This window comes from Vibrio xiamenensis, assembly GCF_900100015.1.
In the GTDB taxonomy this organism is placed as follows: Bacteria; Pseudomonadota; Gammaproteobacteria; order Enterobacterales; family Vibrionaceae; genus Vibrio; species Vibrio xiamenensis.
Map to the genome: position 1 here is coordinate 34,819 of NZ_FNDD01000005.1, position 12,880 is coordinate 47,698.

The following is a 12,880-nucleotide window of genomic DNA, read 5'->3' on the forward strand; positions in this document are numbered from 1 at the left end:
TGAGTGTAGAACTCTCGCTCTAAAGTTAGGACAAAATGTCGCACATTGTGAACGATGTACTATAAATAAGTGGATGAATTTGTTTATTTCCTTGTTTAATCAAAGAGAAAAACCATGTTTTCTACGCTTGAGCCCAATTTTCCGACCTTAAAATCTCATCCTTTTGGCGCATTTTCGGTATTGGTGGTGGACGATGAACAAGGGCTGCAAACTGTACTGAGTAAAGCGCTAAGTCAGTGGTTCGCTAAAGTTGAAACCGTCAGCAGTGTTGAAGAGGCAGAAAATCTGCGTTGTCAGTATCATTACGATTTGATCTTGCTGGATGTCAATCTGCCTGGGCGCTCTGGCATCGAGTGGCATGAAGTGTTTGCGGCTGATGAAAAACAGTCTGATGTGATACTGATGACGGGCTATGCCGATCTTGAAACCGCCATATCAGCGATAAAATTGGGCGTGACAGATTTTATTCTCAAGCCATTCTCTCTCAATCAGATGCTCAAAGCCGTCGAGCGCTGTATGACGGCGCGGCTTGAACAAAGAAAACAATTCGCGTTAGAGCAACAAGTTGAACGCCACTACGCCAAAGACATCATTGGCAATTCATCCGCAACATTGGCGGTCAAGCAGCTTATTGCCCAGTTTGCACCGTCGAAAGCCGCGGTATTAATTCAGGGCGAGTCGGGGACAGGAAAAGAGTTGGTCGCTCGCGGTATTCATCAAGCCAGTGGTCGCAGCGGGGCGTTTGTGCCAATTAACTGCGCAGCAATTGCGCCAGAACTGCTAGAAAGCGAACTGTTTGGTCATGTTTCTGGGGCATTTACTGGGGCTAAAAACAGCAAAGAAGGGCTGTTTCGCGTTGCCAGCGGTGGCACCTTGTTTCTTGATGAGATAGGTGAAATGCCGCTGACCATGCAATCATCTTTGCTACGGGTGTTAGAGCAAAAAATGGTACGTCCTGTTGGCGGCGAGAAGGAGGTGAGCGTTGATCTTCGGATTGTTGCGGCAACCAACCGCCAATTGGCAAAAGAAGTGGAGTCGGGGCGATTTCGTGAGGATCTGTTTTACAGACTTAATGTGCTGAGCATTGAGATTGCTCCCCTTAGAGAGCGTAAGCAAGACCTAGTTGAACTGGTGCCGTTTTTTACTCACAAACTGGCCAAAGATTTGGGGGTAAAAGCGCCTAAGTGGGCGCACAACGACATGCAGGCGCTCAACAATTATGATTGGCCGGGTAATATTCGAGAGCTCAAAAATCTGCTTGAACGCTGCTTACTATTGGGCACGCCAGTGGCAGAGCACCTGTCGGATAACGTGCTAACGTCTGGCGGCGATTTGACTCAAGTCGAACCTTGTGATGATCAACCTCCTTGCGGCTATCCAAATTCTTGGCCGCTAAAGCGTGTTGAAAAAGCGCATATTCAGCAGGTGGTTGACCTCTATGATGGCAATAAATCCGCAGCCGCTCGAGATCTCGGCGTCGCGCGTAAAACCTTAGAGCGTAAATATCGAGATTGGCAAAGCGAGGCGGAGTTCGATGACAATTAAGCCATTGAAGTTGCGTTTTTTTCACAAGCTTCACGGTGGGTTGTTTAAATGGCGGCATCGATTTACGACCATGGTTCGTTATCGGCTGTTGATACTTGCGGCCGCGCCGCTCGCTGTAACCCTAATGGCGGTTATTTTGGCGATGCTGTATGTTCGAGTCTCGACCACGCTGCAAATGACTCAACAGACGTTAGAGCACAAGATCGTTCTAGCACAGCGCTTTATCGACGAATTCGAAGGCGAAGTTTCGCAGGCGCCAGACAGTGAGTTTTCTATACGTTTAACTTCGCTTGTGTCTCCGGTGATTGCAAAACTGGCTTCACCAAACACCATCGAATCAAGTTTAAATAACACGTCATTATCGAGCTTTTCTATACTGGAGCCTCATCTTCAAGGTGAGGTGTGGGACCCGCAAAGCTGGTCGGTTAGCGCTGCGCTATCGAGCAGTAATCAAACTTATGCCGCGCCATATCTAACCCTTTCTTTAGCGTTGTGGCCAAAGCTTAAAATCGACCTGATTGAGATATTACAGTTGAGCTTGTTTGCTTTGGGATTGGTCATTGTTTTAGCCGCATTCATCTATCGTAGTGCACGCAATTTATTTCGCCCAATCGAGCGTATTCACCGCGTCGTAAAATTGGTGCAATTAGGTAAAGACGTGCGTATCGGTCGATTGAATTTAGACCAAGAACATGAGTTAGCGCTGCTGGCAAAACAATTTGATCATATGCTCGATTTACTGGATCAACGTAATCAAGAGCTTGAATTGGCGGCTTCGCAGCTTGAAGCCAAAGTTCAAAGCCGAACGGAAAGTCTGAGGGATAAAACCGAGCTGCTTGAAACCCATATTGAACTACTCAATCAAACTCGAGATAAGTTGATCATCAATGAAAAGCTGGCTGCGCTCGGTGAACTAACCGCGGGTATTGCCCATGAAATTAACAATCCGGCGGCGGTCATTTTGGGCAACGTTGAATTGATTGAGTTTGCTCTTGGCTCGCGCAGTGAAGACGTGAAAGATGAGATCCAAGCGATTTTATTGCAGATTGACCGAATTCGTAATATTACCCGCAGCCTATTGCAATACAGTCGTCAAGGCGGCTTGCAAGACCAAATTACTTGGCAGCATTTAACCCCAATCATTAATGAAAGTATCACTTTGGTTAAAACCGGGGCGAAGAAGCGCGAAGTTCAGTTTGTCACTCAATTTAACGCCACTGAAGCGGTTGAAATTAATCGACATCACTTGCTGCAAGTGTTGGTCAATCTAATGATGAACGGGATTCATGCCATGGATGGCAAAGGTGTGCTGACCATTATCAGTGAGGACTGGCGAGTCGATGCTATCAATATCGGTGCGATTATCCGCATTCAAGATCAAGGCGCCGGTATTAAACCCGAGTTTATCAATAAAATATTTTCACCGTTTTTTACCACAAAACGCAGCGGTACTGGGCTTGGGCTTTCGGTTTCACAAAGTTTACTTAGTCAAAATGGCGGGGAGATAAAGGTTTCGTCCCAGTTGGGCATCGGCAGCGAATTCTCTATCTATCTCCCCGCTAAAGCCTGTCAGGGATTATTGGTCAAAGCTTAGGCTTAACCGAGTCATTTTTATTTTGGGCTAGGTCTGGCATCGCCTTTGACATCAAATTCTATACGTTCTCCACCAGTATAAACTTGAAATCTTAATCCTTTAGCTCGAGCGATCGTGATGATGCCAAACTTGTCAGCCAGTTCGAGCCCCATCTGAGTGACACCAGAGCGCGATAACAGTAGCGGAATCCCCATCTGAGCGACTTTGATGACCATTTCCGAGGTTAAACGTCCGGTGGTGTAAAAAATTTTGTCGTGCCCTGACTGTTGGTTCTGCCACATCTCACCAGCCAAGGTATCCACCGCGTTGTGGCGCCCAACATCTTCAACAAACGATAACACTTGGTCTGCTTGGCAAATCGCGCAGCCATGCACCGCGCCTGCTTTCTTGTAGGTTTTGTTGTAGTGAGAGAGCGCTTCAAGCGCCCTGTATATATCCGACTGTTTATAATGAATTTGTGGTACTTGGTAACCTTCAAGCGAAGCCATCACATTACCGTACATGGTGCCTTGTCCACACCCAGAGGTGACGGTTTTCTTTTGCATTGCACTTTCAATATGTTCGACGTTTTCGCGCGTGACCAACACCGCGCTTTGGGTTTGCCAATCAATGATTAATGACTCGATATCGGTAATGTCGGAAATGAACCCCTGATTCTTCAAATAGCCAAGTACCAACGACTCTGGTTGAGACCCCAAAGTCATCAAAGTCACCACTTCTTTCCAATTGAGTAAAATCGTCAATGGGCGTTCACAGGCAATGTGCTTGGTCAATCGCTCTCCGAATTCATCAAGAACGTCTATTTCAACCGTGGGGGATGGATTGGCTTGAGTTTTAATTAAGTGAGGAATAACCACAGCAGCTCCCTTTGCTCAGTATCAAAAATGATTCATTTCTCATCTGTGTCTCATCACAAATCGAATGAACTCTAAAATTTAAATTAAGCTTATTTGACTAACTTAAAAGTCAACTAAAGTGTTAATAATTAATATGGCGTTCTGTTTGTGTAAAAGCAAAACTTCGTTGTAATTTTAGCTACAGAATAGGTGATGAATGTCGAATGCAACTAAAATGATCAAAACAGAATGTCTCTGGCCGATAAGCTGCGAACTGGTCAAGCATGAAATCTCTACAGGAATTTGGGTCACCGTGCAGTGGCAACTCAAAGGATTTGATTTGCACGCAAAAGAAACGTTTGGGCCGGTCATTAGCCTACAACTTTATCGTGATGAGCGTACTGACTATCGATTCAATCTCAGTTCACAACAGCCAAAGTTGTTCTTAGTGCTTGATAATGTAACAGATGAACACCACCCGGAGGTTGTGGTGCTGACGGCTTCACAATCGGTGGCCAGCCAATACCTCGATGGTGATTATTTAGTGCTGTCGAACACGATGCCGCTCGCTGTTCAAGCATGGATTGAAGCTTTTATTGGTCGTCATGGTGAGCTCATCGAAACCAAGAAAAGCAAAAAGCGCGACGGAGCAGGTCGTTCGAGTGAGCAATAAATTTATTAAGCGCTGGTCTGAGCAGAAATTGCAGGCCAGCACAGATGAGCAACCACCGCTTCAAGAAACGGCTGTTGAACCTGTGCAAAGCGAAGAAATTGCGCTTGAGCACAGCGATTCGCAACAACCAGTCCAAGACGAAGAGCAAAAAAGCGATTCCCTGGCATCACTTTTAGCGTCCCAAGCGAGCGAAGAAGTTAAAAAACTTGCGTTAAGAAAATTGTTTATGAGTGGTGAATTTCACCATGTCGATCCTCTCAACGACTACGCCCATGATTTTTCATCGGCCAAAAGTCTCTCCGCCGAAGTGGGAAAACAGCTTCGCCAATGGTTGAGTCAGCCTTCTGAAGATGAACTCATCGCTGATTCTGCAGTAGAAAACGAAAACAAAGCGTCATCGTCTGATGTTTCTGTTGATAAACCGCCTTCTTTGCCTAGCGACAACGACAATATAGAGAACGTTTAAACAGCGACAAATCGTCGCATTCGGTTTTTACCTAGACAAAATGTCCCAGCACTACAGAAAAGTTTGGGACTTTTTGTCCACTACTGATTGTTCATAGACATGCCAGTTTAAATTATTACGATTAACTTATTGATAAATAGATAAAAGTTATATTGGTACGCCGTTTGCTTTATGTATCCGAAATGGGTTCGTGCTAGGAAGGGGCGATGCTAAAAGAATTCTTACAACAATCAACGTCAATCAACGGACGTGCTCGAAATCGAGCCGTTACTCAAACGGTTGAACTCGGAAATCTTATTCCGCCTACCGTCAGTTATGAAAGCTCAGGAAGAACGTTACTCATTGGACCAAGCGATATTGTTCAGCGTGTTTACCACCAACTCAGCGGTGTTATGTCCAGTGTCACTTTACTGTCTACCGACGGTGAGCCAAGCGATGTAGAGGGCATGTACTACACTGACAGTGTTGAAATCTCAGGTTTTCTTGGTCAGTTTAATGTTTGGGTTGAACATCAAGCGCAATCACACAATCTCGCCCAAATTGCCATTCAGGCATCACATTTCGATATCGTTGTGGATTTATGTCTGACCAGCTGTATGGATCAACAAGTTGCGGTTCCTGGCTATTACCCAGTCGGACGGGGAACGCCAAAACTGGCAGAGGCGCTTGAGGAAATTCCTACCTTAGTTGGCACTTTTGACAAGCCTAAGTATTTTCGCCTCGATACCGATTTGTGCGCTCATAGCTCAAGAGGAGTAACGGGATGTGAACGCTGTGTTGATGCTTGCCCCGCGGGTGCGTTATCAAGCCAAGGCTCACCTCAAACTGGTTTCAAAATCGACATCAATCCTTATCTATGCCAGGGGATTGGTACATGTGCTACCTCATGTCCTACGGAAGCGATTCACTATGCGCTGCCTGATCCTCACAGTACTCAAAAATTTATCGAGCGTACGCTTAGCAATTATCTAAACGCCCAAGGCAAGAGCCCGGTGGTTTTCTTTTGCTCACAACAAGATGAAGAGCAAACCGTCAAAGCCTTATCAAAGCTTGACGACAATTTTATTCCGATTGAGCTTGAGGAAGTCTCCAGTGTCGGTATCGATACTTGGTTCGCCGCTTTAGCCAATGGTGCGCATCAGGTGTTAATTTCAGTGGATAGCAACATGCCAAGCACTGCGCTTAAAGTGCTTAATCAAGAGCTGTGTATGGCCCATGCACTCCTTGAGCAGCTCAACATCAATTCAAGGCGCATATCACTGGTTTATCGCGATAGCGATTTTAGTGTGACAGGTTTTGATGAGCCTTTATGCGTGCCGATAGGCGAGCTGGAGGGCAATAAACGCGAGCGACTTTTCCAAGCGCTTGAAGCGATTTCTGAGCGTCATATACCTCTCAACAAACAATTTTTACTCCATGAAAACGCGCCATTTGGCAACATCGAATGCGCAAGTGACGATTGTACGTCCTGTATGAGTTGTGTGGCTGTCTGTCCAACCGGGGCGATCCACAGTGACGGCCAATCACCCAAAATAGAATTTATTGAGCAGGATTGTGTGCAATGTGGGTTGTGCGTTAAAGCATGTCCAGAGCAAGTGTTGTCGCGTCAGCCTCGTTTTAACTGGGACCACCAACAGCGTCGAAGTACAGTGATACTTCATCAAGAGCCTGCAGCACATTGTTTACGCTGCCATAAACCATTTGCGCCTCAATCAATGATCACCAAACTGCAAGATAAGTTACGTGGTCACTCTCATTTCTCTAATTCTGCTGCCCTTGATCGTATCGCAATGTGTGAGGACTGCCGTGTCATCGACATGTTCGAATCACTGGCTCACGACCCACTTAAGCAGCTCAACATATAGGAATGTTGTCAATGGATATTGAATACACACCCAGAGTTGAGATCTATTTGCTGCTCGCGACGTTATTTCGTGAACCACCCAATCGAGCCTTGCTGGAATGGCTGAGTGATTTAGAGGTTGAGCCAACAGAGCAGACACTGCAACAAGCATGGCTTGAAATTAAGTCTGCCGCCAAATCGGCGGATCAACAAAGCTGCGCTCAAGAATTTCAGGAACTGTTTATCGGAATTGGCCGTGGTGAAGTGGTGCCTTTTGGTTCGTGGCATCAAACCGGGTTTCTGATGGAAAAGCCATTGGCTAACTTACGTCAAGACCTGAAATCGCTCGGTTTTACGAGGCAAGAACAGGTTAAAGAACCGGAAGATCATATTGCTGCACTTTGTGAAGTGATGTCTTTTCTGGTCGATGACCAAGAAGGTTTAGAGCAGGTTCAAGCGAGGTTGTTCATGGAGCATATAGCGCCATGGTATCAATCTCTGGCAGAGCAAATCCAAGACGCACCGAGTGCGAAGTTTTACCAAGCGGTTAGTAAGTTGATGTTGGCGTTTCTTAGCATAGAGCAAACCAAACTCAGTGTGCACACAATGGATGACCGATATGGCAAACGGGTGGCAGTAAAAAACATTCAACAATATCAGTAACAATCTTTGATAAACGTTGAGAACTAAGGTTCGAAGTCGGTTCAGCGTTGAAAGTAAGGAAAGCATCATGAGTAATCAAAAGCCAAAGCAACACTCTAGACGAGAATTTTTAAAACAGGTGGCAACCGCCGCTGTAGCGACCTCTGTGACCGGTGGTGCGGCTCAAGCAGCGCAAACTGAGCCGTTTGAGCAGCCGGAAAACACCAACAAATTACAGACCAAATATCGTGAAACGCAGCACGTCAAAGATTACTACGACTCGTTATAAAGGAGCCGGACATGAAACTAATCAAACGTTCCAATAACACTCAGACGGATGATACGCAGACTTTGGGATTATCTCGTCGAGCGTTCATGCGCAATAGTTCCATAGCGGCAACCGGTGCGGTAGCGGGAGCCTCGTTATTTTCAGCAACCATGATGAAAAAGGCCAAAGCCGAAACGGTTGACCCAATGGCGAAAACCGAGGTTAAGAGAACGATTTGTTCTCATTGCTCAGTCGGTTGTGGCATTTACGCCGAAGTGCAAAATGGGGTCTGGACAGGACAAGAGCCCGCCTTTGATCATCCGTTCAACGCTGGCGGACATTGCGCCAAAGGCGCTGCGCTGCGCGAACATGGTCATGGTGAGCGCCGCTTGAAATACCCGATGAAATTGGAAAATGGCAAATGGGTAAAAATGAGCTGGGATCAAGCGCTTGATGAGATAAGCCAACAAGTACTGAAAATTCGTGATGAATCAGGTCCAGACTCAGTGTATTGGCTAGGTAGTGCTAAGCACAGTAATGAACAAGCCTATTTATTTCGCAAAATGGCGTCAATTTGGGGGACCAACAATGTTGACCACCAAGCTCGTATTTGTCACTCCACAACGGTAGCGGGGGTTGCAAATACTTGGGGTTATGGAGCCATGACCAACTCTTTCAATGACATGCATAATTGCAAGTCGATCCTTTTTGTTGGCTCTAACCCCGCAGAAGCACATCCGGTTGCGATGCAGCATATTCTTATCGCTAAAGAGAAGAGCAACTGCAAAATCGTCGTCGCCGATCCTCGCCGTACCCGAACCGCAGCCAAATCTGACCACTATGTATCACTTCGCCCGGGTACAGACGTGGCGTTTATCTGGGGTATTTTATGGCATGTATTTGCCAACAAGTGGGAAGATAAACAGTTTATCCAACAGCGCGTATTCGGCATGGATGAAATTCGCCAAGAAGTGGCGAAATGGGCGCCGCAAGAGGTTGAGCGTGTGACTGGCGTCAGTGAAGAAGACATGTATAAAACCGCGAAACTACTGTCTGAGAATCGCCCTGGTTGTGTGGTTTGGTGCATGGGCGGCACACAACATACCACAGGTAACAACAACACTCGTGCCTATTGCGTTCTTGAATTAGCGTTGGGCAATTTGGGGGTATCTGGCGGCGGCGCCAATATTTTCCGTGGGCATGATAATGTGCAGGGTGCAACCGATTTAGGTGTTCTCTCACATACGTTACCCGGATATTACGGGCTCGCTGAAGGCGCGTGGAAACATTGGGCAAGAGTCTGGGATATCGATTACGAGTGGCTTAAAAATCGGTTTGACTCAGGCGAATACCGCGGTACTAATCCAATGTTAAATATGGGAATTCCGGTTTCACGCTGGATCGATGGTGTTTTGGAAAATAAAAACAATATCGAGCAAAAGGATAACATTCGCGCGATGTTCTACTGGGGGCATGCGGTTAACTCGCAAACCCGCGGTGTTGAGATGAAAACCGCAATGCAAAAACTCGACATGATGGTCATTGTTGACCCATATCCAACAGTGGCCGCGATCATGAATGACCGCACCGATGGTATCTATTTGCTTCCTGCAACCACGCAATTTGAAACTTACGGCAGCGTCACTGCATCAAACCGTTCTATTCAATGGCGTGACAAGGTGATTGAGCCACTGTTCGATTCCAAGCCAGACCATGAAATCATGTACTTGCTGAGCAAAAAACTTGGCATCGATGAACCGCTGTTTAAGCATATTAAGGTTGTTGATAACCAACCGGTTATTGAAGACATTACCCGTGAATTTAATCGCGGCATGTGGACAGTGGGTTACACAGGTCAAAGTCCAGAACGTTTAAAACAACACCAACTCAACTGGCACACTTTCCATAAAACCACATTGGAAGCAGAAGGCGGCCCGGTCAATGGCGAAACCTATGGTTTACCTTGGCCATGTTGGGGTACGCCAGAAATGAAGCATCCGGGCACGCATATTCTCTACGATACTTCAAAGCCCGTAGCTCAGGGGGGCGGTACGTTTCGTGCGCGATATGGCGTTGAATTTGAAGGCAAAAACTTACTCGCTGAAGACAGTTACTCTCAAGGTAGTGAGATCAAAGATGGTTATCCAGAATTTAGCGATAAGCTATTGAAACACCTTGGGTGGTGGAACGATTTAACGCCTCAAGAACAGAAAGAAGCGGAAGGAAAAAACTGGAAAACCGATCTCTCTGGCGGAATTCAACGCGTCGCGATTAAGCACGGCTGTATTCCATTTGGCAACGCCAAGGCGAGGGCAATTGTATGGACGTTCCCTGATCGGGTACCACTGCACCGAGAGCCCCTTTATACACCAAGACGTGACCTTGTCACTGATTACCCAACTTGGGACGATAGTGAATCCATTTATCGTCTTCCTACTTTATACAAATCGATTCAACAGCAAGATAAAACGGGTCAATACCCAATCATATTGACGTCTGGACGATTAGTTGAATACGAAGGTGGCGGTGATGAAAGTCGCTCAAACCCTTGGCTTGCAGAACTGCAACAAGAGATGTTTGTCGAGGTTAACCCTAAAGATGCCAACGATCTCGGTTTTCAAGACGGCGATATGGTTTGGGTTGAAGGTGCCGAGCAAGGGAAAATTAAAGTCAAAGCCATGGTCACACGCCGCGTGAAACCTGGATTGGCATTTATACCTTTCCACTTCGGGGGTCACTTCGAAGGCCAAGATTTACGCAGTAAGTACCCTGAGGGAACTGACCCATATGTACTTGGGGAATCGGCAAATATCGCGATGACTTACGGATATGATCCAACCACGCAAATGCAAGAAACCAAAGTTACCTTGTGTAACATTCGCAAAGCGTAAGGAGAGCTCTCATGGCTAGAATGAAATTTCTATGTGACACCAAGCGCTGCATCGAATGTAACGGCTGTGTCACGGCATGTAAAAATGAAAACGATGATGCATTAGAGTGGGGAATCCAGCGCCGACGCGTGGTGACGCTCAACGATGGTGAACCGGGAGAGAACTCTATTTCTGTCGCTTGTATGCATTGTACCGATGCGCCTTGCATGGCGGTATGTCCGGCGGATTGTTTTGTCCATACCGAAGATGGCATTGTGCTGCATAACAAAGATCTGTGTATTGGATGTGGTTACTGCTTGTTTGCTTGTCCATTCGGCGCACCTCAATTCCCTAAACAAACAGCTTTTGGTGAACGCGGCAAAATGGACAAATGTACCTTCTGCGCAGGCGGCCCTGAAACCGAAGCAGGTAGTATTGAAGAGCGGCAAAAATACGGTGCCAACCGCATTGCCGAAGGCAAGCTGCCAATGTGCTCATCGCTTTGTTCAACGAAAGCGCTGCTTGCGGGTGATGCAGAGAAAGTGTCTGATATTTTCCGCCAACGTGTGGTTGAACGTGGGGCTGAAAATGCTGGCTGGACCGACGGAGAAGATCTCTCTTACGACGCGACGAAAAGCTAATTCGGAGACTTGTAATGAACGATCTAATCAAACGTATGCTTCTAGTGACATTGTCACTTATATCTCTGTTTGGTGGACCAGTGCTTGCGGCAGAGAAGACAACGAGTCCCGATGTCGCCCAACGTGAAATCACTCAGCTTGCTGGTGCCGATTATTGGCGCCAGCTTAGGCAAGGTGAGCAAGGGTATACAACCTCATCATTTCCTGAACACGGCGTGTTAATCAGTAAACCGGGCGAAACCTGGTACATTCTAAAAGAAAAATGGATGTCTCCTGCAGGCGCGGTCGCGATATTTGGCAGTCTCGCGATGGTGATTGCCGTGTACTTCTTGATGGGGCCTTTGATGCTCAGTGAGCCGCGAACAGGTACCAAAATCCGCCGCTGGTCGCGATTTGACCGAGCACTTCACTGGAGCATGGCATTTACCTTTCTGACCTTAGCCTTTAGTGGGCTCACGCTTGTGTATGGCAAACATTTCCTCAAACCTTATGTATCCAGTGAGATTTGGGGGGGCGTTATTTATGCTGCGAAGCAATACCACAACTACATTGGTCCGATATTTTTTGTGCTCTTGGTATTAATGCTGGTTAAATGGTGGAAGAAATCCCTATTTAATAAAACCGACTGGGTGTGGTTTAAAAAACTGGGCGGCATGGCTGGTAAATACAAAGGTACTCATCCATCGGCTGGTTTTTCCAACGCGGGTGAGAAGTTGGTGTATTGGCTTCTGATTGTGGTGGGGACTTTTGCGGCGCTCAGTGGGCTGATCCTTGATTTCCCGATTTTTGATCAGACTCGACGTGACATGGAACTCTCTAACTTAGTCCACATGTTCTCAGCTTTAGTGTTAATTTGCGGCTTTATCTTTCATATATACATCGGCTTGTTTGGTATGGAAGGCGCTCTCGAAGGAATGGTAACGGGCGACGTGGATGAGACATGGGCGAAACAGCATCACGATCTCTGGTATGAAGAAGTGCGAGAGCAAGAGCAAAGCTTGGATAAGTCGAATATCAAATCGATGGAGGCCAAAACAGATGAGCGATAAGCAATATAGTGGGGTAAAAATTGCGTATTGGTTGAGTATTTTAACGCCGTTTACTTGTCTGATTTCCGGAGTGATTGCGATTATCTATGCCGGTTATCGGTTGGATAAAGGAGAGGATGGGGAAGTCGTCAATTCCCATTACTATGGACTTATTCGCAGTTTTTTCCTCAACTTAACGTTTTTTGTGGTGCTGATAATCAGCGTGGCCACGGCGAATGGGTTGCTCAAAGGCGTCAACAACTATTGGTATAAAGCGTCATGGATTGATTCGCTAGCAATGATCATTCCTTATATCGGAATGATCATTGGCGCTGCGGCGATATTTGTTTGGTTTGTACGCATGAAGCAAGGAATGGATAAGCTGAGGAATCATCAGCCGATGGCGCCATCGACTGGTCCTAATTTGTAAACTAGAAGAGCCTCGAGTATAACGAGGCTTTTTTATTTTCAAAT

At 46.5% G+C, this 12,880-nt stretch carries 12 protein-coding genes; 11 read left to right on the forward strand and 1 reads right to left on the reverse strand.

Going from position 1 to position 12,880, the window contains the following annotated elements; all coding sequences use genetic code 11:
* Positions 1-114 precede the first annotated feature (114 nt).
* Together BLS03_RS05725 and BLS03_RS05730 are read left to right on the forward strand one after the other, a co-directional pair.
* Positions 115-1,545 (forward strand): sigma-54-dependent transcriptional regulator, encoded by a 1,431-nt coding sequence (locus BLS03_RS05725; protein ID WP_093270677.1) that lies wholly within the window; start codon positions 115-117, stop codon positions 1,543-1,545.
* Positions 1,535-3,139, forward strand: a complete 1,605-nt coding sequence (locus tag BLS03_RS05730) for a sensor histidine kinase (protein WP_093270681.1) — start codon at positions 1,535-1,537, stop codon at positions 3,137-3,139. Before BLS03_RS05725 ends, BLS03_RS05730 begins: the two co-directional genes overlap by 11 nt.
* Positions 3,140-3,156: 17 nt before the next feature.
* On the opposite strand, the gene fdhD is transcribed toward BLS03_RS05730, so the two are convergent.
* Complete coding sequence (fdhD, locus tag BLS03_RS05735; protein ID WP_093270685.1) at positions 3,157-3,996, reverse strand: formate dehydrogenase accessory sulfurtransferase FdhD; 840 nt, start codon at positions 3,994-3,996, stop codon at positions 3,157-3,159.
* A 196-nt stretch (positions 3,997-4,192) separates the two neighbouring features.
* Between fdhD and BLS03_RS05740 the strand changes: the two genes are divergently transcribed.
* The 9 genes from BLS03_RS05740 to BLS03_RS05780 all read left to right on the forward strand — a co-directional run bounded on the left by BLS03_RS05740 (position 4,193) and on the right by BLS03_RS05780 (position 12,836).
* Entirely contained in the window at positions 4,193-4,648 is a 456-nt protein-coding gene (locus BLS03_RS05740) for a DUF3305 domain-containing protein (protein WP_093270688.1), read from the forward strand.
* On the forward strand, positions 4,638-5,114 hold the full coding sequence (locus BLS03_RS05745) for a DUF3306 domain-containing protein (protein ID WP_176765533.1): 477 nt from the start codon (positions 4,638-4,640) through the stop codon (positions 5,112-5,114). Before BLS03_RS05740 ends, BLS03_RS05745 begins: the two co-directional genes overlap by 11 nt.
* Before the next feature lie 206 nt (positions 5,115-5,320).
* Complete coding sequence (locus tag BLS03_RS05750; RefSeq protein WP_093270693.1) at positions 5,321-6,979, forward strand: 4Fe-4S dicluster domain-containing protein; 1,659 nt, start codon at positions 5,321-5,323, stop codon at positions 6,977-6,979.
* Between the two features lie 11 nt (positions 6,980-6,990).
* Complete coding sequence (locus tag BLS03_RS05755) at positions 6,991-7,620, forward strand: TorD/DmsD family molecular chaperone (protein ID WP_093270697.1); 630 nt, start codon at positions 6,991-6,993, stop codon at positions 7,618-7,620.
* A gap of 67 nt (positions 7,621-7,687) precedes the next feature.
* Positions 7,688-7,888 (forward strand): twin-arginine translocation signal domain-containing protein, encoded by a 201-nt coding sequence (locus BLS03_RS05760; protein WP_093270700.1) that lies wholly within the window; start codon positions 7,688-7,690, stop codon positions 7,886-7,888.
* 11 nt (positions 7,889-7,899) lie between these two features.
* Complete coding sequence (locus BLS03_RS05765; RefSeq protein ID WP_093270703.1) at positions 7,900-10,758, forward strand: formate dehydrogenase subunit alpha; 2,859 nt, start codon at positions 7,900-7,902, stop codon at positions 10,756-10,758.
* 11 nt (positions 10,759-10,769) lie between these two features.
* Positions 10,770-11,378: a formate dehydrogenase FDH3 subunit beta gene (fdh3B, locus tag BLS03_RS05770; RefSeq protein WP_093270707.1), complete on the forward strand. Its 609-nt coding sequence runs from the start codon at positions 10,770-10,772 to the stop codon at positions 11,376-11,378.
* A gap of 14 nt (positions 11,379-11,392) precedes the next feature.
* Positions 11,393-12,427: a formate dehydrogenase subunit gamma gene (locus BLS03_RS05775; protein WP_093270711.1), complete on the forward strand. Its 1,035-nt coding sequence runs from the start codon at positions 11,393-11,395 to the stop codon at positions 12,425-12,427.
* Complete coding sequence (locus BLS03_RS05780; RefSeq protein WP_093270713.1) at positions 12,417-12,836, forward strand: hypothetical protein; 420 nt, start codon at positions 12,417-12,419, stop codon at positions 12,834-12,836. Before BLS03_RS05775 ends, BLS03_RS05780 begins: the two co-directional genes overlap by 11 nt.
* Positions 12,837-12,880: the final 44 nt, after the last annotated feature.

Excerpts from the sequence above, each read along its gene's own strand:
- BLS03_RS05775 (WP_093270711.1), top strand. The coding sequence starts at position 11,393 with ATGAACGATCTAATCAAACGTATGCTTCTAGTGACATTGTCACTTATA.
- fdh3B (WP_093270707.1), top strand. The coding sequence starts at position 10,770 with ATGGCTAGAATGAAATTTCTATGTGACACCAAGCGCTGCATCGAATGT.
- BLS03_RS05740 (WP_093270688.1), top strand. The coding sequence starts at position 4,193 with ATGTCGAATGCAACTAAAATGATCAAAACAGAATGTCTCTGGCCGATA.
- BLS03_RS05750 (WP_093270693.1), top strand. The coding sequence starts at position 5,321 with ATGCTAAAAGAATTCTTACAACAATCAACGTCAATCAACGGACGTGCT.
- BLS03_RS05725 (WP_093270677.1), top strand. The coding sequence starts at position 115 with ATGTTTTCTACGCTTGAGCCCAATTTTCCGACCTTAAAATCTCATCCT.
- BLS03_RS05760 (WP_093270700.1), top strand. The coding sequence starts at position 7,688 with ATGAGTAATCAAAAGCCAAAGCAACACTCTAGACGAGAATTTTTAAAA.
- BLS03_RS05755 (WP_093270697.1), top strand. The coding sequence starts at position 6,991 with ATGGATATTGAATACACACCCAGAGTTGAGATCTATTTGCTGCTCGCG.
- BLS03_RS05780 (WP_093270713.1), top strand. The coding sequence starts at position 12,417 with ATGAGCGATAAGCAATATAGTGGGGTAAAAATTGCGTATTGGTTGAGT.
- BLS03_RS05765 (WP_093270703.1), top strand. The coding sequence starts at position 7,900 with ATGAAACTAATCAAACGTTCCAATAACACTCAGACGGATGATACGCAG.
- BLS03_RS05730 (WP_093270681.1), top strand. The coding sequence starts at position 1,535 with ATGACAATTAAGCCATTGAAGTTGCGTTTTTTTCACAAGCTTCACGGT.